General features: G+C 58.0%; 18 protein-coding genes and 1 tRNA gene. 14 read left to right on the forward strand and 5 right to left on the reverse strand.

The genetic code is table 11. The features are described 5' to 3' along the window. Nucleotides 1–44: 44 nt before the first annotated feature. Nucleotides 45–1406: an MBL fold metallo-hydrolase gene (locus LYZ69_02785; protein MDV3277378.1), complete on the reverse strand. Its 1362-nt coding sequence runs from the start codon at nt 1404–1406 to the stop codon at nt 45–47. A gap of 218 nt (nt 1407–1624) precedes the next feature. On the opposite strand from LYZ69_02785, the gene LYZ69_02790 reads away from it, so the two are divergent. The 5 genes from LYZ69_02790 (at nt 1625) to LYZ69_02810 (ending at nt 5373) form a co-directional block, all read left to right on the forward strand. Next, nucleotides 1625–2287, forward strand: coding sequence for an HAD family hydrolase (locus tag LYZ69_02790; GenBank protein ID MDV3277379.1), 663 nt, complete (start codon nt 1625–1627; stop codon nt 2285–2287). 33 nt (nt 2288–2320) lie between these two features. Beyond that, nucleotides 2321–4360 carry a GMC family oxidoreductase N-terminal domain-containing protein gene (locus tag LYZ69_02795; GenBank protein MDV3277380.1) on the forward strand — a complete coding sequence of 680 codons (2040 nt, stop codon included), beginning with the start codon at nt 2321–2323 and terminating at the stop codon, nt 4358–4360. Then, on the forward strand, nt 4344–4703 hold the full coding sequence (locus tag LYZ69_02800; protein ID MDV3277381.1) for a hypothetical protein: 360 nt from the start codon (nt 4344–4346) through the stop codon (nt 4701–4703). The genes LYZ69_02795 and LYZ69_02800 overlap by 17 nt, the downstream gene beginning before the upstream one ends. Before the next feature lie 77 nt (nt 4704–4780). Next, on the forward strand, nt 4781–5146 hold the full coding sequence (locus tag LYZ69_02805; GenBank protein ID MDV3277382.1) for a hypothetical protein: 366 nt from the start codon (nt 4781–4783) through the stop codon (nt 5144–5146). 17 nt (nt 5147–5163) lie between these two features. Beyond that, a complete protein-coding gene (locus LYZ69_02810) occupies nt 5164–5373 on the forward strand; it encodes a hypothetical protein (GenBank protein ID MDV3277383.1) in 210 nt (69 codons plus the stop codon). Here the strand turns inward: LYZ69_02810 and LYZ69_02815 are convergent. The 3 genes from LYZ69_02815 to LYZ69_02825 all read right to left on the reverse strand — a co-directional run bounded on the left by LYZ69_02815 (nt 5370) and on the right by LYZ69_02825 (nt 11431). Then, complete coding sequence (locus LYZ69_02815; protein ID MDV3277384.1) at nt 5370–7697, reverse strand: hypothetical protein; 2328 nt, start codon at nt 7695–7697, stop codon at nt 5370–5372. The genes LYZ69_02810 and LYZ69_02815 overlap by 4 nt on opposite strands. A 565-nt stretch (nt 7698–8262) precedes the next feature. Then, entirely contained in the window at nt 8263–9567 is a 1305-nt protein-coding gene (locus LYZ69_02820; protein MDV3277385.1) for an MBL fold metallo-hydrolase, read from the reverse strand. A 37-nt stretch (nt 9568–9604) separates the two neighbouring features. Beyond that, the gene (locus LYZ69_02825; protein MDV3277386.1) at nt 9605–11431 is read right to left on the reverse strand and encodes a hypothetical protein; all 1827 of its coding nucleotides are present in this window, start codon (nt 11429–11431) and stop codon (nt 9605–9607) included. A gap of 928 nt (nt 11432–12359) precedes the next feature. Here LYZ69_02825 and argS point away from each other — a divergent pair. The 8 genes from argS to LYZ69_02865 all read left to right on the forward strand — a co-directional run bounded on the left by argS (nt 12360) and on the right by LYZ69_02865 (nt 19888). Continuing rightward, the gene (argS, locus tag LYZ69_02830; protein MDV3277387.1) at nt 12360–14264 is read left to right on the forward strand and encodes an arginine--tRNA ligase; all 1905 of its coding nucleotides are present in this window, start codon (nt 12360–12362) and stop codon (nt 14262–14264) included. Continuing rightward, nucleotides 14261–14896, forward strand: a complete 636-nt coding sequence (locus tag LYZ69_02835; GenBank protein MDV3277388.1) for an HAD-IB family phosphatase — start codon at nt 14261–14263, stop codon at nt 14894–14896. Before argS ends, LYZ69_02835 begins: the two co-directional genes overlap by 4 nt. A gap of 19 nt (nt 14897–14915) precedes the next feature. Then, the gene (locus LYZ69_02840; protein MDV3277389.1) at nt 14916–16073 is read left to right on the forward strand and encodes an alanine--glyoxylate aminotransferase family protein; all 1158 of its coding nucleotides are present in this window, start codon (nt 14916–14918) and stop codon (nt 16071–16073) included. A 67-nt stretch (nt 16074–16140) separates the two neighbouring features. Beyond that, nucleotides 16141–16213: transfer RNA gene (locus LYZ69_02845), tRNA-Gln, on the forward strand. A 117-nt stretch (nt 16214–16330) separates the two neighbouring features. Beyond that, on the forward strand, nt 16331–17272 hold the full coding sequence (locus LYZ69_02850; protein MDV3277390.1) for a Rieske 2Fe-2S domain-containing protein: 942 nt from the start codon (nt 16331–16333) through the stop codon (nt 17270–17272). A gap of 195 nt (nt 17273–17467) precedes the next feature. After that, nucleotides 17468–17917: a PadR family transcriptional regulator gene (locus LYZ69_02855; protein ID MDV3277391.1), complete on the forward strand. Its 450-nt coding sequence runs from the start codon at nt 17468–17470 to the stop codon at nt 17915–17917. Between the two features lies 1 nt (nt 17918). Next, a complete protein-coding gene (locus LYZ69_02860; protein ID MDV3277392.1) occupies nt 17919–18929 on the forward strand; it encodes an ATP-binding cassette domain-containing protein in 1011 nt (336 codons plus the stop codon). After that, a complete protein-coding gene (locus LYZ69_02865) occupies nt 18929–19888 on the forward strand; it encodes an ABC transporter permease (protein ID MDV3277393.1) in 960 nt (319 codons plus the stop codon). Before LYZ69_02860 ends, LYZ69_02865 begins: the two co-directional genes overlap by 1 nt. A gap of 77 nt (nt 19889–19965) precedes the next feature. On the opposite strand, the gene LYZ69_02870 is transcribed toward LYZ69_02865, so the two are convergent. Continuing rightward, the gene (locus tag LYZ69_02870; protein ID MDV3277394.1) at nt 19966–20718 is read right to left on the reverse strand and encodes an aldolase; all 753 of its coding nucleotides are present in this window, start codon (nt 20716–20718) and stop codon (nt 19966–19968) included. Between the two features lie 94 nt (nt 20719–20812). Between LYZ69_02870 and LYZ69_02875 the strand changes: the two genes are divergently transcribed. Then, complete coding sequence (locus LYZ69_02875) at nt 20813–21709, forward strand: fructose-1,6-bisphosphatase (GenBank protein MDV3277395.1); 897 nt, start codon at nt 20813–20815, stop codon at nt 21707–21709. Nucleotides 21710–21712 lie beyond the last annotated feature (3 nt).

Genomic DNA, 21712 nt, shown 5'->3' on the forward strand with positions numbered 1-21712 from the left:
ATTTCTGCGTTTTCCCCTCCCCGGGCCTCGGCTTCTTTGGCGCGTTAGTTCCCGCTGACTGCTAGGGGTTTCCCGAGTACTGGAAGCTCAACCCTGCCACCGCGGAAGCCTCGGAACATCTCGGGGTGCTCTGTGTGGATCGGGACCACCTTCCTGGCTCCGATTTCGACCACCAGCTCCTTGACTCCGGTCATCGGCGCGTGTCCCGACGCGTGAATCTGATGGTAGCTGAAGCCGAGATGGTCCACCCAGTTCTTGACCAGGTCTTCCTCCCTTTCTCCTTCCTCGTTGAAGGCTTCAGTCGAAGAATGGACATAGACGCCTCCCCTCTCTGGCTTGATATCGATTACCTCAGGAAGGTTCCACGTTTCGAGATGAAGGAAGAGCTTCCCTTGCTCGCGGTGGACGTCCTCCGCCGTGGAGCCGTGGTTGAGGAAGGGCCTCTCCCACTTCAAGTAGTCCTTATCGTCTATCTTTCCGCTCCTCTTCCTCTTAACGTAGACCAGCACGTCCTTTCCCACCTTCGGCACTTCTATGCCGCTGTCTCTGCTCAGCATCTCCAAGAGGAGAGCAGTCTTCATCGAGACCAACAGTCGCCTGCCCGTCTTCTCTGCAGCCTCGCTGAACGTGTTTATCCTGTCGACGTCGTTCCCCTTGAACGAGGAGAGGACGAGCCTCCTGCTCGACCCGACCACATTCAGCGTCTCGTTCAGCACGTCCTCCTCGCTCATCGCTCTCTTAGTGTCGTCTTCGTTGACCCTCGTCCCCTCGCTGAGCAGCACTTGGGGCTCGGCCTCCTTTGCCGCCTTCACGAAGTCACCTGTCATTGAGCCTGCGCGGCCGTGAAATCGGAAGTCGCCGGTGTAGGCGACGGCGCCCTCGGATGTATGAATCACGAACCCATACGCGCCTGGTATCGAGTGGTCCACATGGACTGGGACGAACTCCATCGGCCCTACTCGGAACCTGTCGCCCGTTCTGAATGTCTTCAGCTTGTGTCCGTCGAGCGGAGAACCTCCGGCCCTGCTGTACGCCTCCGCGATGAGTTCAGTGGTCTCGCCGCAGTAAACAGGTATCTCCCGGTCAATGTGCGGTATTCTGCCCATGTGGTCCCAGTGGTAGTGACTGAGGATTACCGCGGCCACGTCGGGTTCCTTGTGCTTCAGCTCAGTGTTCTGGAGCGCTTCCTCGGAGTAAAGGCCCTGAATCTCGGGTAAGAGCCCGAACTCGAAGAGGTCCCCCGCCCCGTTCACACCTCTAGGCTTGATCATGCCGTTGAAGTATTCGGAGCCCTCGGAGAAACCCGTGCCGAAGTCGAGCAGGACCTTGGTGTCCTTGTCCTCAAGCAGGAACTTGTTGCCGCCGATTTCGGCCACCCCGCCGTAGCAAGTTATTCGGACAGCCATCCATATGAAAGAAGCTGGTCAACTTACTTAACGGTTTCAATTGCCATGACTTTTCGCTACAATGGATAAATACGAAGGCGAAGCCCGGCATTCCAAACTTGTCCATCCTGATGCTCCCACCAGATACTCTCGACGCATTCGCAATCCTCGCTGTTGCCGTCGGGATAGCGGGCGTCGCCATTCTGATTCTCTTCTCGAAGAGAAAGGTCTAGACCGAAATGTCCCTCGGCCTCATCTTCGACATCGATGGTACGCTAGTGACGTTCAGGTTCGACGTCCGAGGCACGAGGCGGGAGCTGATTGCAGAGCTCACCAAGGATGGGTTCGATACTTCGGACCTCACGCTGTCCTCTCCCACTCAGCGAATAATGGACGCGGCAAGGGGCCAGGTCGTCGCGGGGAAGGTCAGGACCGACTACCCGTCCCTCAAGCAGAGGCTCTACTCCATCCTCGACAGGTTCGAGATGGAGAGCAGCATGAATGCTTCCCTTTTTCCGGGCACGGTTGAGACGCTTAGGTTTCTGAGGAGCCGATCTGCGAAGCTCGGTGTTCTCACAAACAGCGGAAGGAAGTCAGCCGAGGAGGTCCTGAATCGATACTCCCTAGCAGAGTTCTTCGACTTCGTCCTCACTAGGGAGGACGTCGACGAAATGAAGCCGAGTCCTGAAGGCATACACAGGGCCGTCTCCATGTTCTCGTTGCCCAAGGAGAGCCTGTACTATGTTGGCGACAGCTTGTACGACATCATTGCAGCGAAGGAGGCGGGCCTCAAGGTTGTGTCCGTGGCAACTGGCAACTACACGGCCCAGAAGCTCAGGGAAGAGGGTGCCGACATCGTGATAGACTCGCTCCCGTCGCTGCCAAGAGTCCTTCGCTTGTAGGCCTTAATTAGAACCATAGCCAAACTGGCACCGATGAAGCTGACACCGGAAGAGCGCACGACCCTCCGCGCGGTCTGCGACACGATCTTCCCTCAGATAGACGACCCTGACCCGTTCTACAGGCGAAAGGCATCTGACCTTGGCATCGACCAGGTCCTCGCCGACACCATCGAACACACCCTTCAGCCTGGCAACGCAGAAGACTTCGCGAGGATGCTGAGGACGTTTGAAAGCACAGTGAACAACCTCTTCCTCACGGGGTCGAGGTCAAAGTTCTCGGAGTTGGACGCAGCAGAACGGCAGAGCTACCTCCAGTCATGGAGGGATAGCCGCATCGGGCTGAAGAGGACGGCATTTCAAGCGCTCAAGCGCCTAACCTGCTTCCTCGCATACAGCATGTCAGACGCGAACGGGGTCAATCCCAATTGGGCAGACATCGGTTATCCTTTGCCGAGCGACTCACCCGCTGTTCCTACGCCCGACGATCTTCGGATCACGCCCCTGAGGCTTGAGGACGAAACGAGGTTGGAGTGCGATGTCTGCATCGTCGGGTCGGGTGCGGGTGGAAGCGTAATCGCCGACAGACTATCCGAGGCGGGCTTGTCCGTACTTGTCATCGAACAGGGGCCCTACGAGACTTCGGAGACGTACAAGCGGAGCGAGTTCACGATGATGCAGAAGCTGTTCCAGCAGAGCGGCACTGCCGCGACCAAGGACCTCTCGTTCGTGCTGCTGGCGGGTCGGGGCGTAGGAGGTGGCACGGCCGTCAACTGGAACACATGCCTGAAGCCCCCCTGGACCGTCCTTCAGGAGTGGGAATCGGCATTCGGGATTCACGGGCTGATGGGCAAGCGCTTCGCGGCCTATGTCTCCGACGTCTGGTCAGCTCTCAAGGTCAACGATGCGGAGAGTCAAAGGAACGGGAACAACCAAGCCCTCTGGGACGGATGCAAGGCGTTGGGATTCAGGGAGGGGGTTGATTACGAGGTCATCCAGAGAAACGCTGTCGGCTGCCAGCAAAGGTGCGACTACTGCACCTACGGTTGCACATACGCATGCAAGCAGTCGACCTCCATGAACTACCTGCCGTCCGCCTTCAGGAGAGGGGCGAGGTTCCTCTTCGACACCCGGGTCGACCGCGTGGTAGTCGAGGCAGGGGCGGCGAAAGGCGTCGTCGCGACGTGCACATCGGGCGGGAAGAGCTTGAACGTCGAAGTGAATGCCAGAGCGGTCGTGGCGGCGTGTGGCGGAATAGAGACGCCCGCCCTGCTCCTTCGTTCGGGGGTGAAGGACGGGAACGTTGGCAAGTACCTGCGGCTCGACCCGACCGTCGCGGTGTCAGGGCTGTATCCGAAGGCGGTCTCCGCTTGGGCTGGTCCCCCCCAGACCGTCGCTGTGTGGAGGTTCATCAACCTGGACGGGGCGTACCATGGTTTCTGGGTGGAGGCCGCCCCAGCACACCCCGGCCTCTTCGCACTGGGGACCCCTTGGGTCGACGGCAGGCAGCACAAGGACTTCATGAGGCAGTACTACGCCAGGTCCGCGGACTCGATCGTCCTTCTGAGGGAGCGAAGCTGGGGCGTCGTGTCTGTGGACGGTGCAGGGTATCCGGTCGTGGACTACCAGCTCGAGCAGAAGGACAAGGACATGCTTGTGCGCGGCATGGAAGAGACGGCGAGGATACTCGCTGCTGCTGGCGCGCTGCAGGTCTGGACGACGCACAACAAGCCTGTGACTGCAGGAAACGGGACGAAGCCGGTCACCCCCCAGGAGCTGGACAGGTTCTGCGACGGGGTCAAGGCGGAGGGAATCGATTCCAACAGACTGATGCTATTCAGCGCCCACCTGATGGGGTCATGCAGGATGAGCTCCGACCCTTCTAAAGGACCGACATCCCCCAGCGGGGAGTTGCATTCCGTCAAGAGCCTCTACATCGGAGACGCGTGCGTCTTCCCCACGACCCCTGCAGTCAACCCCATGATCACGATAATGGCGATGGCGCGAAGGACCGCAGAATCCATAATAACCGCGCTCAACGGGCCCGACTCTAGTCGAGTTGGCACCCAAAGATAGGGAGACCCCTCCTTTCTACATCGTTGGGCTTCCCGAAGAGCCAATCGAGGCATCCGAGGCAAAGCTGAAGTTCGAGAGGCTCTCGGGCGAGCTGGCCAAGGCATTCCCCTACGTTGAGGAGATCAGGGCTGTCGTGAAGTCCAAGAAGCCCGCAAAGTCCCACGCCCGCTACGAAGTCTCCGTGGAGGTCTACACTCCCAAGGACAGGCACTCATTCACCGAGACTGGCTACAACCTCGCTTCTGTCTCCGACGCAATGGGCCCAAAGATGAAGAGGATGCTCTCCTCCAAGCAGTCCAGGGTCACAGCTTCATCTGGCGGCAGCAGAAGGAAGCACGACTAGGGGACTCACAATCCGAAACTGTCGGCAGCGACAGCCTGTCGAATACTCTCATATAGGACATGAACTGGCGCAGTTTCATGCCCGCCACGGGCCGTATTGTCCAGTACCTTGTCATCTTCTCGACAGTCCTCGGGGTTGTGTTCTTGGCGCAGGTCTACGGAGTCCTTCCCGCGAACGTCTTCGACTTCGTTGCGATAGGATGGGTCCTCTTCGTTATCGACAGCATTCTGACATTCACGAACCCGAAGGTTTCCTACTACATGGCCTTCGTGCTCGCAATCCTCGCCCTATTTTCCTCGCTCCCCGAATCAGCCCACTACACTTTCATCGAGAACGGAGTCCTGCTGCCCTCAGCGACTTTCATCCTTGGCACGCTCGCCCAGGTCCTGCTGCTCATCTTCGTCCCCTATCACTTCATCAAAGAACGGAGGACTGCCAGATAGCTTTGGCTTGGTGCAAGGTGAGCAGCCTCACAGCCGCGGTCTCGAGCTCCCTGAATGAGGTTGCCTATCCGGCGAGCAGGTCGAGGATCCTTTCTGCTGTAAACGGAAAGAAAGTCGAGGGATGGGAGCTGTCATTCTTCCTCGACCAGGCTCTGGGACGCAGGACGTACAACGACCTACGTGACGTCATGAAAGACCTCGAAGCTTGGCTCGAAGTCCAAGGCTAGAGATAGCCCCAGCTCAGCAGCTTGTCGCTGTCGTGTGTCCAGCGTTGGCCTATGTCCGTCCTGTAGAACATGTTCGGTATCATCACATTCCTCACGTTCTGATACGCCTGCCTGATCGCGTCCGACATCGTCGCGCCAGACCCGGTGACAACCAAGGCATACCCCGAGTTTCCTGCTATGTGCCAGTCCCCTTCCTCCAGCTTCACCTCTCCGATGTGGATGCCGTCAAGACTCTGTCTGCGGAAGAGTATCGTCGCGCCCTCAGAGTACTTCCTGAACGCCTTGTCGTCCTGGAAAGGCCAGGGGGGAATGCAGACCACCACCCCGACCTGGTAACCCTTCTTCGTCTTCAGCTGTGCCTCCTTGCCTTGTGCCAGGTCAAACAGGAACGCCCCCCATTCGCTCGTGATGCCTTCCATGTGGATGCTGATGGTAGGGTACCCGAACCTCGATGTAAATTCGAGGGGCCAGATTCCCTTGGTGTTCACTATGCAGTTGATGTCGATGTAACCTACATACCTGCTCGCTGCGAGCTTGTCCTTCATCTTGAGGAGCGTGCTCTCGAAGACTGGGTTGCTCCGCGCCCAGTAGATCGAGGTGTTGCCGCACCAGTAGGGCTTCCCGTTCCTTCGCACGTACATCACATGATTCTCAACAGTTGCACAGTGGACGGTTCCGGCGTAGCTAACGACTGTGACATCCCTCGCGTCTATCCAGGAATTAGCTTTCTTGACTCTTTCAATGACCTCATACTGGGCTCGCGACGCATCCGCATAGTGGTCAACAATCCATCTCCTTCCGGGTCGCTGTCGTGTCTTGACGATGCCAAGCCTCCCGACTTTCAATAATGTCTCTTGGATATCGTCAGCGAGCCGCTTTGACGACGTGTAGAAGATCCGATAGCCGTTTCTCATATTCGTGCCATCTCCCAGTGAGAACCATTCGAGGAAGGTAGCAATCTGTCGCGGGCTCAGTTGCTTGATGAAATCGGGGACGAACTTCTCCAGTGCGCCGCCGAATTGCGCGAGGTAGGAACCGAGTTGTTTGCTGTAACACAGGAATTCACCCTTCCTAGCGGCGAAATCCAACGGGAAACGGGTCAGCAAACGAGCAATCTTCTCGGACTTGTAGCCTTGCTTCTGAGCGATTCCTATTCTGAAGCTTCCAGTCCTGTCCGAAGCATACCCGTCAGCCAGCCATACGCCGAAGAACGCCAGCCACGTGTCCATGGGGATTTCGAGGGGTCCCGTCTCTTGGAGAACCACCTGCCTTCCCTCGTAATGGCCCAAAGCTACTGACGGGAGGGTGAAAGTCGCACGTTCCACGCCGACCCACGTTCCCGTTCTCTTGATGAGGGATTGTGACTGGAGGTCCCTCGCCTTGACAAACTTGAATCTGTTTCTCTTCTTCTTGGCATCTTGCTGAGATTCTACGTACATGTTGTGGTCGAGCGTGACCATTATGTCTATGGACCTATTGCTGATTGAGACTAGCCTTTTGTGATGGTTGAATGAAACGATGGCAGAAGGCCTCTGGTATTCGATGACATGCGTTGATGGGTTCAGTGTGCAGATCTCGTCCGATGCCGAAAGGTCCCTAAAGAGTTTCCAGCCATTGTTCGTAAGAACCTCGGTCTCGTCGTCGTAGCATCCCATCTCTCCGGTGCTCGGCCCGAGCTCCGTCGGGAAGAGCCTCTTGTGCTCGAAGTTCACGTTGATTGGCCGGACGAAGTCCTTCCCGTTGAAGAAAGCCCCCACCGCTACCTCCACGCCCTCGGCGAACTTCTGGATCTGAAACTCTTTGATCTTCTTCGACCAGTTCGCCTCGTAATGCTCGAGCACCTGAATCACGTCCTTTCCGTCCTCCTCCTGGCCGATGAAGAGCAGCTCCTTCTCGTCCTGGGCACTGCCGCTCGGCTTGATGACGTACCTCTCGGGGTTTGCCTTCACGAACGCCACGGCCTCGTCGAACGACGTGAAGTCCCAGCTCGGGAGCGTGTTGACCCCTGCCTGCTTCAATTCAGCCTGGCCGAACTCCCTGTCGAGCTCGAGCTTGTCTGTGTAGGCGGAACCTCCAATGACGTGCCTCCCCTCGTTCCTGAGCTGCTCCGCCTTCGAGCCGAAGCCGATGTCGTCGAGGACTATCACGTCCGCCCAGTCCTTGTGAGGTTCCCATTCGTCCACCTTGTCGAAGAAACCATTGCCGACATCCTTCTCCGGTAGGTCGTGGCAGTAGAACTTCACATCGTGCCCTTCCTTCTTCAATTGCCATGCAAGGTCCGCAGAGAGAGCTTCGTACGTTACGAAGAGGAACTTCATCTTCATCGAAAAATGATTTTCACGACTTATTAATCATTCGCAAATCTCGTGTAAAGCGCGTTCCGTGGACGAAATGAATCCGGTTGTTTGCTGAACAACAGAGATGGGTCCTCCATCGCGTAGCGAGCAAATCCAAGATGAAGGACGTCTTGAGGATGGGTTGAAGATGATCATCACTCCTCCGATTCGGCTGGGAGGCCATGCAGCATGAATCGCGGACCTTGTACAGAGGAAGCAGCCTCGATGAGTGCCAAGAATCCTGAATCCCACGCTGGGCCAGTGTATCGCGCACGGAGTGCCGGCCCAGAGGGATCGGCCCCCGGATGGGATGGAAAAGCCGCTGCCTCCACTCCGACTTCGAATTCCTCAACGCAGCTTATTGTGCCATGATCCCGGCGATCGCACCCTGTTCGAGGCCCCCAGAGCCCGCTAGTCACTCTCAACGGTCGGCCTCAGAAGAAGCGAGGCGTCCGTGATCAATGCCGAGCCACGAACTGCAGTGAAGATAGGCTGACCACACCCCGTGTGAAGCCAGTTCACTCCCCGGCAGCCGAAGGAGCGCGCCAGTCGGTCAGACTTGAACCAGATAGTCGAACCAGAAGTCACCCTTGCTGAATCCTTTGGGAAGTTTAGGGGGAATAGGCGGGGTAGCGTCAGCCATGGGCTTGGGGAGACCACTGGGTTTGACCCAATCGCTCCGCACAATATTCGACTTGGATTTCTTGCCAATTGCCGTCATCAGTGGAACGCAAGGAATCGATGGCCATGGCACGCTTTGGGTAGAGACCATCGAGGCGAACTTCCCGGCGCTCATATTCTCAAGGGCTTTCTTGGGTGTCGCGTTGACACTGCCATGGTGGGCAACCTTGAAGAAGGTAATTCCAGGCAAGATGCTTTCCGGGTGCAAGTTCTCCAACCACCACAACCAGTTGCCGTATTGGGCGTCGCCGGGAAAGAGGAGATACTGACCTCGGAAGACAAACAGGACGACCAGGCTCTCGTTGTTCCTCACCTGGTCGAGGGCAAACGCCAACTCGTTGAGGGGCGAGGTGGCGACCCTTTGGAGCAGCTCTCTGTCGTCTTCGGCGAATAGTGATCGAATCAGCTCGTCCGGGGGCTTTTCGAGCCTCCATTTTTTCGTGAAGGGTTGGAGGGCGCCAGAGGTCTGTTGGTCGGGGCCCAATCGCAAGTAGTGCTCGCTTGCTGGAGGGTCCATCTTCGCCAGGAACTCTTCCGATTGGGGCGGTCCTAAGATCTTGACTGAAAGGTCGGGAATTGGGACGTCTTTGGGACCAGTCAGTGCTTGGCCGGCTTTCATGTACGAAACTTTCGCCTTACCTTCAAATCCGGACTTCAGCAGCGCGATCGCGTGCTCGTTCCCCTTCAAGTTCTCGACTGCGTTTACTGCGTTCGGGTCGGCGGCGGCAGCAGCTTGCAAGTCCTGAGCTAGTCGCGCTGTCAGCGCTTGGTGCTTTTCCTGGAGACCTGCCGCCTGAGGGTTGTTCGGATCCCAGGTCCACGGCAGCCAGACACTACGCACGTCGAATGCCTTGAATTTGCTCGCGAACCTGTCGAAGCCCGCGACATGGTCTTGATGCGCATGGGTGACGACGACTAGCTCTAGCTTCTTGTTCGTGACAGTGGCAACGTCATCCACAACCTTGCCTAGGGTTCCGATATCGCCGCTTGAATGGACTCCGCAGTCCACCAGAACGTGCGCGTATGGCTCTCCGGCCATGCTTCCCTTGGTCAGGGGAAAAGAAATCAGGAAGCAGTCGCCGAAACCTACGCGGTACATCCTGATTCTGAGGGTCCCCCTGCTCGTCCCGACGATGCTTCCCTTGAGGGCGAGAGAGGAAACGGATCCCGTGGCCACCGGGGAAGTTTTCAGAGCCGTACTACTGCCTGCCATGCTAATACCCTCTGTGAATCGCAGCGAAATTCTTTAGACGCTGCTGCAATTCCTCGGGAGTTGCATAGGCGGCCGAGCTGATGTCGGCCTCGCTACTAGTTAGATAATCACGTTGTCGCTTGAGCCGCGCGTTATCGGCATCGTCTTTTTCTTCGCCCACAGGTTTGTAGACCGCGTAACGTAGTTCGCCACTCTTGGCCAAGATTAGCGTCGTGCCACCAAGGAAATTGAACTTCGGCGAGTCCGGGTCATCTGGGTCGGTCAGGACGGCTCTTCGCTGTATCAGCTCCGTCACAACATCAGCGAGAATCTTGCCATCGACACTGACGCGATTCACCACGTGGAAAGTGTGTGTTTCAATCGGTAAGCTTGGCGAGAGATGGAGCAGGGTGCGGTTGTCATCTGCAAACGAGTGGAGCACTTTGGCGTTGTTCTCTTCGCGAGCCTGCTCTTGACCTGCGCTTTCGGATTTCCAGACGTCGAAATCCAAGCCCGAGCACACGGGGGGGACTCGATTAGCGCCTACTTCTGGAGGCTGCCACAGCAATGATTCCTCTGAGTACGAGGCGGCTCCTCCAGGAACAATCCCTCGGGAGCGGAATGCATGGATAACGGCGGTTCGATACTCGTGCTCATCATCAGGTACCATGTCGTAGTCAGCCGTGATCATGGCGCGGAGGAAGTCTCCGAACGTGATATCCACTGGCGGACAATAGTCCAGTGCTCTAATGCAGATGTTGAGGAAGTGCCCGGCGGTCTTCGCCGCCGTTTCCGCCAGTCTGTTCGCCAAGTCAGGGTGCAAATTACCCGACGACAGCTGCATTCCGGCCGCCTGCGAGATTCGCATCAAGTCCGAGATTCGTCGAACATAGGCGCTGAAATACGCGTCGAAGATCGCTGCCACAAGGATGGACCCTCGTCTGTGAGGTTCGGAGTACTTTTCAAGCTCCCTCGTGTTCGGTGGCGTACCTAGAGCGGCGCGCAAGCTCTTCCTGAGGCCCACTGCGTAGCCGAATTGTCGTGCGAGTCCTACGATTGGATTATCACCCGTAAGTTCGGACTGTAGCAGAGGTCCTCCGGGACCAGACGTGCTTTCCGCGGGGAGGTCCGTTCGATAAATCCTCCCGCCTGTCCGCTGGATCGTCTCGAGAAGAGCGTCTTTGTAGGAAAAATGCTGGAAGAGAGCGACCATGTCAGCGAACGCCTCGTGAAACGCGGGGGCGTCGGGCCCTGTTGGCTCGGTCAAGAAACTACGCTGACTGTGAACAAGTGCATGCGTCGTTTCGTGAGCAATTATGTCGTGAGACAGGCAGGTGAACACGGTCTGACCAGGGAGGTTGAGTCCTTCGTCCTCCTCTGTCGCTGCGAAATAGCCGAAGACGAGGGCGGCCAGCTCTTCGGAGTAAAATGCGTTCGCTTCCAGCATCGCGTGCGGGAGGATTCGCAGTCGCTTGTGCTTGGAGTGTCTGCCGAAGGCCCACCTAACTCGACGACCAAGCGCATGTTCAAAGCGCCTTATTGTCTCGCTTGCCACTGCGTAGACCATTTGCTGATGGAACTGCGGGTTCGACTCGTCCGGGGCTAGGCCGTCCTCGAGCAGAATGCTCCGCTGATTCAAGTCGACGGGTGGATAGTAGCAATCGTTGCTAGCGTCGTAGTCGATGATCTCCAGGTATTGGCCGATCGGCCCTTTGTCCAGATCTTCGAAGGGAACATTGACAGTCATGTAGTTTCCCAGGGTGCGACCTAGAGTTGGGTCGAAGGCATAGACTCTGAGGGGCCTGTACAACGGCTGGTCGGATCTCGACACTCTGCCCTGGCTTCTCAAGCCTTGTCTAGATTGTTAAGCATATTTGTAATATTTAAGCAATAGAATTATGCGAATTCTGACTTCCCGCCCAACGATTGTCGTCTTCGCTGGCCCGTTCGTGCAGGGGGCTCAAGTCGCCCACCCAAAACCTTCGAGTTCGAACCCGTTTCGGGCTGCGGCCAACTTGGGCCACACTTCAGGAGGGAAGCCGGAGGGGACGGCATCTGATCCCATGTCAATCAGGCGAGACTCGGATGACCATTTCAAAACAAGAAGATACCCCTAGGGGTTCGAATCCCTTCCGCCCGCACCCACGGCCTCGTCCGTGGTTTGGGGACTAGAAACGGGGCGTACTTGCAGGCCAACGTTAGGCCTGTTACAATGGAACCCAATGAATCTGCTGATGCTAGGGTCGAGACGCCCCCGAGTTCCGACTCCCCCGGTCCATACCCGCTTACCCTTCGTGGACTTGTAGGGCGTAGATCTATGAAGCGCTGTCGAGCCAAGACGAACCCAAGTCCAACATTGTTCTCGTTAGTGTCTATGTCGTGTGGCGACAATACAAGATTGTATTAACGAGCGGACGGAGGCAGGTCCGAAGGGGGACAGGGGAATTGAACCCGAAAGGATGCGGGCCCGGAGGGACTCGAACCCTCGATCTTCAGCTTCGGAGGCTGATGCCCTGATCCGTGTCTGGCGTGAGCACGCTACGAGGAGACGACGCTCGTTTCCCCTACGAATGTCTAGGCTACGGGCCCGTTTTCGTCCTGCAGGCTTCGGTAGATAATGCTTTACGTCGCTCCTCGATGCAGGACGACTACGTGTACTGCGTTGGCGGATATGACGGCTCGACATCCCCACTGGCTTCCCTAAGTTGCTCTGGAGCCGCTCTCCATCGCAGGGGCAACACAACAGCTTTTATCAGCTCTCACGAGAAGCGACCCGATTGAAGTTCCGCGAGTTCGAAGAGGAGGTCGGAAAGCTAGTGGTCGGCGCGTGCAAGTCCCTCGGCCACCCAGAGGTCGAACCGGACCTCTCGGGACCTCCCAACCAGTCCTACGGAGACCTCGCGAGCGCAGCTCCGCTCAGGCTGGCAAAGGCGCTAGGGCAGAAGCCAGGCGAGGTGGCCATCAGGATGGCAGACTGGGTAATGAGACAGTCCAAGAGTTACACGTATGTCGCGTCTGTCACCGCTCACCCAGGAGGGTACCTGAACTTCACCCTCAACTACCCGAAGTTCACGCTCGACGCAATCACGGAGGGGATGGCCGAGGGTCCGATCGGGGGGTCCGAGTCTGGAAGTGGGAAGAGGGTAGCAATAGAGCATACCAACGTGAACCCGAACAAGGCCCTCCACATCGGACACGCCAGGAACTTGGTGCTCGGTGACTCGCTCGTCCGGGTGATGCGCCACCTAGGTTACGACGTGCAGGCCCTGAACTACATCGACGACTCCGGCGCGCAGGTCGCCGACATGATAGTGGGGTACAAGTTCTTGGGGATGAGCGACGTTGCACCCCCCGGCTCGAAGTTCGACTCCTACAGTGGAGAAAGCGTCTACATCAGGGTCACCCAGGAGTACTCCTCGAACCCGGCCCTGAAGGAAAAGCAATCTCTTGTCCTGCGCGAGATAGAGAAAGGCGAAGGCGAGATGGCCCAGTACGCCCGCTCGATCGTGGACAGGATCCTCGCAGCCCAACTGCTCACCTGCTGGCGCTTGGGCGCGACCTACGACCTCCTGAACTGGGAGTCTCAGATCGTCCACTCTGGGATGTGGTCGAAGCTCTTCGAGACTCTCAAGAAGAAAGGAACGGTCAGGTACGAGTCAGAGGGAGAGAACAAGGGCTGCTGGGTGATTCCTGACCCCGAGACAGGTGAGCAGAAGGTCGTGGTGCGCTCCGATGGGACTGTGGTCTACATTGCGAAGGACATACCGTATGCCGCTTGGAAGATAGGCCTGGTGGACGACCCCTTCGGGTATGTGAAGTACGGCGGGGCACAGCCTGGAGGGAGGACTCTCTACACCACCACTCTGAAGGGTGGGAGCAAGGAGCCAAGGTTCGGGGCGGTTGACCTCGCCGTCTCTGTCATCGACGCGAGGCAGAGCTACCTGCAGAGAATCGTGGCCAAGGTCTTGGAGGGGATGGAACCCGGTTCAGCGAAGAGGTACCTCCACAGGGGCTATGAGGTAGTCGCTGTCTCGAAGAAGACTGCGAAACAGCTCGGCTTCGAGATAGAGGGAGAGTTCGCGCACATGTCGGGGAGGAAGGGGCTCTACGTGAACGTGGACGCCATGCTGGAGGCGCTCAAGAAGAAGGCGAGGGAAGAGACAAGGAAGCGGAACCCGACAGAGAGCGACGGATGGGTGGAAGACGTGGCGGAGGCCGTTGCTGTCGCAGCGCTTCGGTACGAGCTGCTGAAGCAAGACCCTGACAAGATGATAGTCTTTGACATCGAGGAGTCGCTCCGCTTCGAGGGAGACACAGGTCCGTACCTACTGTACACATACGCAAGAGCAAGGCGCATCCTCGACAAGACAGCGGGACATCCGAAGATTGACGCAGAGTCTGCAGCCAAGCTCTCGAAACCTGTGGAAAGGGCGCTGGTGAAGCGACTATCGATGCTAGACAAGGCCGTTGTTTCAGCGGGCGAGTACCTGTCGCCCAAGGAGGTAGCCCGATACTCCCACGACCTCGCGGTCGCCTTCAACGAGTTCTATGAGAAGGTCCAGGTGAACAGGGAGGAGGATTCCAGTCTCAGGGACGCAAGGGTGGCGCTGGTGGAGTCCGCGAGCAGGGTGCTCGCGCAGTCACTTCAGCTCATGGGTCTGCCCTACAAGGCGAGGATATGACTGAACACGGGCTGAGGCTCGCATCATTTGACATGGACGGCACAGTCCTGGAGGAGGACAGCAGCTGGGTGGCGCTCCACAAGTTCTTCGGAACTTCACACATGGGCAAGGAGTCGCTGAAGCTGTACACCGAAGGCAAGATTGACTACCAGGAGTTCATGCGTCGAGACATAGCAGCGTGGCCCAAGGGGGTGACGCAGGCAGAGGTAGAAGCCATCCTCTCAGGATACAAGGTCAGGAGGGAGGCGCCAGCGACCCTCCGCGAGTTGCGCAGGAGGGGAATCGAGCTTGCGCTCGTCACGTCAGGCATAGACATCCTGGCCAAGAAGGTGGCCGAAGAGCTGGGCATCAAACACTGGGTGGCAAACGGCCTGCGATTCGACGGCCAGGGGCGAATCCTGCCTGAAGGCATCCCTAGGGTGGACCCGACGAGGAAGGATGTGGCCTATCTGGCCATGCTTCGATCTCTCCGAATCCCACGCGAAGCCACGATAGCCGTGGGCGACACAATCTACGACCTTGCGTTCCTAAGGACTGCCAGGCTGGGGTTCATGCTTGCGCACACAACAAGAGTCGACGACCCGAAGATAATCCACATCGAAAAGCTCTCTGACATCTTCGAACACATATAGGGAGAACTTTTAATTTCGCTTGCCAGCTCGCGCCGCCGTGGACTCGTCCAGCGAGAGCCTCCTGCTTATTCCAGGGCCTACCAACCTTTCCCGGCGCGTGAGGGAGGCCATGGCCAGACCGCAGATATCCCACATAGGGCCGGAATTCTATTCAGCCTTCAAGGAGACTGTGGCGCTCGCGCGGTATGCGTTCAAGAACGAGAAAGGGTTCCAATTCGTCTTCACCGGCTCCGGGACAGTAGGCATGGAGTCCTCTGTCGTCAGCCTGGTCGGCCACGGCGACAGGACCCTCACCGTGAGCAACGGCTACTTCGGCAAGCGAATGTTGATGCTGAACCAGGTCCACGGTGCGAAGGCGGACGTGCTGGACTACGCCGACGGCCGTCCCGCCGACCCTGACGACCTCAGGAAGCAGCTCAAGGCGGCCAAGTACAAAGCTGTCTTCGTAACCCACGTCGACACTTCAACCTCCGTCGTCAACCCAATCGGAGAGCTCGTTGGTGAATGCAAGAAAGCGGGGATCTTCTCCGTGGTTGACTCCGTTTGCGGAGTGGGCGGCGAGGAGCTCGACTTCGACAGGCTGGGCGCGGACATCGCTTTCACGGCGTCCCAGAAGGCGCTGGCTGGGCCACCTGGGGCGGTGATGGTCGCAGTGTCGGGCCGCGTCCTTGACCACCTCGAGAAGAGAAAGGATTCGATCGAGGCTTACTACATGAACCTCCTCAGGTGGAAGCCCATCATGGACGACCCCCGGATGTACCTCGCCACCCCTGCTGTGCAGGTCCTGCTCGCCCTGAGGGAGGCTCTGAAGGAGACGAAGGAGGAAGGGTTGGAGAACCGTTGGGAGCGCCACAGGGCTCTCGGTCGGGAGACGAGGCAGAGGCTTTCGGCACTCGGGCTCAACCTAGTCGCTGAAGAGGGATTCAGGTCCGATACGGTCACCTCGTTCTGGGTCAAAGAAGGGACTGCCGGTGGGATTCAGAAAGATCTCGAGGAACGGCACAGTATTGTCGTCGCAAGGGGCATATCCGAAGCCCGCGACAAGATGATTCGCATCGGTCACTTCGGCATCCTCACGGTCCAGAGGCTGAAGGCTGCGCTCGACTCGGTTGAGGAGGTGCTTGTCGAGCATGATGCAGCCAAGTTGAGGGGCGCCCCGCTTGCTAAGCAGCGATAGCCGCAAACGACCGATTTCCCTTAAACACTTTTAACCAGTCGATGGCTGGTGCGCCCCAGCCCGCTGAAGCCCGGTCGTCTAGTGGTCAAGGATGGGGGCCTCTGGAGCCTTCGACCTAGGTTCGAATCCTAGCCGGGCTACCTTTTCTGTCGCCAATCCCCGTTCACTCTCATTGCTCTTCCATGAGACATTATCCCACATCTCAAACATGCTCCTGTTCTCCAACGCTTAAATCCCATTTGAGAGTCCGCGTCGCAATGTCAAACGGCGCTCCGCGCCCGTCTACCGGCATGAACAAGGAACGCGCGAGGTCGGGCCTCAGCAGGCTGCAGGCTTTCACAGGCGTACTCCTTTTGGCTTCCACGCTGTCTGGGGCGTACCTCCTCTACACTGATGGCTCTCTCTGGCTCCTTGCTGTCTCGCACGCCCTGGGGCTCGTCTTGATTGTGGCTATTGACGCCGTCCTTGGCCTCATGAATCTCCTTTCTTCGAGGCGCGTCTACCTTCCGACGATCGCTGCGGCTGTGCTCGCAATCGTCCTCCAACTGGGCGATATCGCGACAGCCCCCCAGTACAACATGACCGTTGCATACTTCGCCTCCTACCTCTTTGGACTCTGGGCATTCGACCTTCTCTTGGGTCTGCAGGCGGCGATTCTAGTTCTTGGCGCAGTGGGGAGACCGTACGCGGTCTACCTTGCAAGGCGCAAGTCCAGGCGCGGCAGGGAACTTGACTACAGCCGGCGCGGCTTCTTGAAATCCGTCGTCGCCCTTGCCGGACTAATCGGTGTCGGGGTTGTGCTCGGGTCGGTCAAGCTCCCTACGGCCACCGGCACTCCAACAACCTCTCAAACGCAGTCCGGTCTTCCGAGCGGCGCAATCGCCAACGTCAACGCGATGAAGCCTGGCTCGCCCGTCTACTTTGAGTACCCCGCGGGTTACCCGAACATCTTGACGATCAAGGCTGACGGCTCGCTCGCGGCTCTCAGCATCCTCTGCACGCACGTGTGCTGCGAGTGCGAATACGTCCAGTCCAACAGCGTCATAGCGTGTCCATGCCACGGCTCTGTCTTCGACCTGGATGGGAACGTACTGACCGGCCCCGCGATCGTGCCGCTACCATCCATAAGCTTGAGGACGGACGGGAGCGGAAACGTGTTCCCGACCGGCGTGAGCTCGGCCGGGCCCTGCCAGGTGTGACGCGGACCTGACGAGACCCTTTCGCTAGTCTGAGGCGAAATTCCTTCTAGGGTCAATCAATGAACTCGGCACAGGCTGGTTGTCTGACGGGCAATCTCGTCTAGGTCCGTGAGCTTCCCCTTCGGTAGGGAACGGGAGAGAAATATTCAAATAGTGGTTCATATCGGGTTTTCGATTATCGGAGAATAGATATCGATGTGGCTTGATTGGTCGAAGCGGGCACACAGAGGCCTTCGGACGTGGATACTCTACATCCTGAAGGACTCCCCCAAGAGCGGCGCAGAGATAATGGACTCGATGGAAGCGATGAGTCAAGGATGGTGGAGGCCGTCACCGGGCTCGGTCTACCCAATGCTCGAGTCGATGGCCAAGGAAGGCCTAATCAAAGAAGCGGCCGAGAAGGCTGGCGAGAAGAAGAGTGCTGAGAAGAAATACGAGCTCACCGAAGCTGGGAGTCAAGAGACAGAGTGGCCGTCGCACTTCCGCAGAAGCGAGCCGAGGACGGTGGAGGAGGTCCTTACTACGATGTCGAGCTACGTCTCATATCTCGAAGACCTTTCAGGTTCACAGAAGGCGAAGCTGGAGCAGAACGCGGACAGAATCAGGCAGCTCGGCTCTCGCCTGGCGAAGCTAGGAGTGGACTAGGATGAGCGGCAACGGTTCAATCATAGAGGTCAAAGACCTGACTAGGGTGTTCAACGAGCACCTGAAGGCAGTGGACGGCGTCTCGTTCGAAGTCAAGGAGAGGGAAATCTTCGGATTCCTCGGCCCCAACGGCGCGGGCAAGACAACGACAATCAAAATGCTCACAACGTTGCTCAAGCCTACATCCGGCACTGCGACAGTCTGCGGTTACGACGTCTCCCACCACTCGAGCGACGTCAGGGCCTCTGTCGGGATTGTTCCCCAAGAGTACACCGCCGACGAGGACATGACCGGGAGGCAGAACATCACCTTCGCGGCCGACCTCTACGGCATTCCGAAGGGTGTCTCCAAGGACCGGGCGGTGGAGCTGCTGACTATGGTCGGACTGACCGAAGCGGCCGACAGAAAGGTCATGACCTACTCTGGAGGCATGAGGAGAAGGCTGGAGATCGCCACCGGGCTGGTCAACCATCCGAAGCTGCTCTTCCTGGACGAGCCTACGCTGGGGCTCGATGTGCAGACCAGGACTGCTGTATGGGAGTACATTCAGAAGCTGAAGAAAGACTACGGGATGACGCTATTCATGACAACGCACTACTTGGAGGAGGCTGACGGCGTCTGCGATAGGATCGCGATAATCGACCACGGCAAGATAATCAAGATCGGGACCCCCGTGGAATTGAAGGCGAGCCTCGGTGGAGACGTCATCGAGCTCGGAATCAAAGAGGCAGGTGAGGATCTGACACCGATGATAATGCAGACCAGCGGAGTCAAGGAGGTCAAGAAAACGAATAGCGACTACAGGATCAAGGCCAAGCTTGGCGAGGAGACCGCACCGAGGATAATCGACGCCATCAGGGCGAAGGGATACCACGTGTCGAAGATTTCCGTCACCAAGCCGAGCATGGACCAAGTCTATCTCGAGTACACAGGCAAGTCAATAAGGGACGAGGAAGCCAGCAGGGCAGAGATGTTCACCCAGCGGGTAACCATGCGGAGGGCGAGGTCATAGTGGCGGACGAGCTGGGTGAGAAGACAGCCGCCGAGCGTCGCTCGAGGGCGACCGCCGCGGGCACTGAAGGGTCGCAGCCGACCCAATGGGGCAGCGAGCGCGTCAACCGAAGCACGATGCACGGTCTCTGGGCGCTCACAAACAGGGAGCTCCAGAAGTGGTACAAGGTTCCGGTGCTGCTCCTCATGTCTCTCATCCAGCCGATCATCTGGCTTGGGCTATTCGGCAAGGCGATGAACTTCGGCGCCATCTTCTCAGGCGGGTCCTTCAACATACCCGGGCTCAACATCCCGAAGCAGGTCCTCGACAGCCTCTCCAGCACAATCATGCAGAGCACTTTCGGGACGACCGACTACTTCTCGTTCCTGGCCGTTGGAATGCTAGCCTTCGTGTGTCTCTTCACTGCAATGTTCAGCGGAATGTCAATACTCTGGGACAGGAGGCTTGGCTTTCTAGACAAGGTACTCAGCACTCCTGTGTCCCGAGGAACCATCATCATGGGCAAGGTGCTCTCGAGCGTCGTCCGCTCTCTCGCGCAGGCGGCTGTCGTGCTTCTGATAGCAATCCCTCTGGGACTGGACCTCGGCAAGATCACACTCTTCGGTGTTCTGGGAACCTTCGCAGCCATGTTCCTCATGACCCTCGGCTTCTCCGCTCTCTTCCTCACTCTCGCGCTGAGGTCGACCGACTGGCAGTCACAGATGGCAATCATGAACCTACTGAACCTGCCTCTCCTGTTCGGGAGCAACGCACTCTTCCCTTCCAAGCTCATGCCCGACTGGTTGCAGGCGTTCGTAAGCATCAACCCAATCAGTTACGCCACGGATGCCGGGAGGCAGCTGCTCCTCGGCACAACAGGATTCGCTTCTCTAGGTTTCGACTTCGCCTACCTCGCTGGCTTCGCCATCCTGTTGTCAGCACTAGGCGTGTTCCTATCCTGGAAGCTTCTGACAAAGTAGTAGCTCTCTTATCCCGTGAAGCAGGGGTCATTTCATTCAAGGCAACTCTTTGCGCAGGCGGCGCGGACGCGACCGAGTCACTTTTGGAAGATTATGCGCTTCAGTTGTTCCGCCATCTTCAGCGGATCGCTGTTCTGCCAGACGTTCCTTCCCACTGCAAGTCCGGTCGCACCAGCTTCCATTACACCCTTCACCTGCTGCAGGAACGCATCGTCCGTGGGCGCCTTGGGGCCCCCTGACATGAAGACATGCACCCCGGCCGCGGACTTCACGGCCCATGCGAATGTGGCGCTTTCCCCGGTGTACTTGATCTTCACAGCGTCTGCACCGAGCTCCAACCCCGTCCTGGCGGCGTAAGCAACTATCTCCTTCGACGTGTCGTTCTGCACAGCCGCTCCCCTGGGATAAATCCAAGCGATAGCTGCGATGCCCCTCTTGTGGGCATCCTCCTGAATCCTGCCGAACTCTGAGAGCATCTCAGCCTCAAATCCGCTCCCGAGATAGATGGTATAGCCGACAGCCTTGGCCCCGAGGGAAACGGCGTGCTCCACAGAGCAGACCTGCCTTGAAATCGGTTCTCCCTTCGGGAGACTCGTCTTGCCGTTCACCTTGACTATCAGCGGGACCTTTCCGTCGTAGAACCTTTCGGCGACTCCCTTCTGGAAGACGACACCGTTGAACCCGCCCTTCGCCGCGATCTCCATGATGGAGGAGGGGTCCACGTTCCTGTCGTCGAAGTCTGTCGAGGGACCATGTTCGAGGCCTTGGTCGTACGCGAGTAGGATGCTCTTCCCTCCCTTGAGGAATGGGGCCATCCTGTCCTGTTTCATCTGCGGCGCAACGAAGCCCTTCCGTATTTAACGGTGTCCCGTTCCTGAGCATCACGCCTAAAAGCTGCCCATCTGCAACCGAAACTCGGCGCCATTGAAGCTCGAGGAATTCCTTCTGTTGAACGCGTCTGAACCGCTCTCGAAGATCACATCTGCCGTGGCAGCTTCAAGCGTCAAGGTCTGGGAGGGCATCCCGTCCAACTTGGGGTTGCTCGCGGCGGTCAACCCGTCGGGCGAGAAGCAGAAAGAAATAGACGTCTTCTCAAACGGCGTCTTCACGGAATCACTCCTCGCCTCGGGCGCAGTCTCCGAGGTTGCGTCCGAGGAGATGGCTGAGCCCGCGAAGGGGGACGGGGAGGTGAGCGTTGCGATGGACCCACTCGACGGCAGCTCGAACGTGGGGACGAACAACCCAGTCGGCAGCATCTTCGGTTTCTACTCGCGCGCTCTACCCTGCTCCGGTCGGTTCCTCCTGGGAGCGTTGTTCGTGACCTACGGAGGGATGCTGACTCTCACTCTGTCCTTCGGGAAGGGAACCCACAGATTCGTTGCGGTCAGACACGGGTCGGCATTCTCTTACGAGCTTCTTGACTCGAAGATTCGCATCCCAGAGGAGGGTGGCGTTTACGGGTTCGGCGGCCGACGGAGGGATTGGGTCCCTTCTGTCCAGAGATTCGTCGACTCGCTCGAAGAAAGGGGCCTGAAGATGAGATACTGCGGGACCTTCGTCGGCGACTACAATCAGGTCCTCGCCCACGGCGGTATCTTCGCTTACCCTGCCCTCAGAGGTAGGCCGCAGGGCAAGCTGAGGGTCCTCTACGAAACCGCGCCTATGGCCTTCATCACCCAGCAAGCGGGGGGTTATGCGACGGACGGCCGAAGGGACCTCCTTGACGTCGAGCCCAAGTCCCTTTCAGAGCCCTCTCCTGTCTACCTCGGAAGTGCCCCACTGGCACGTGAGGTGGAACGCATGTTGTCGGCCGCGATGTGAATG

It is taken from the genome of Nitrososphaerales archaeon, assembly GCA_032906765.1.
Lineage (GTDB): Archaea > Thermoproteota > Nitrososphaeria > Nitrososphaerales > Gagatemarchaeaceae > DASPPF01.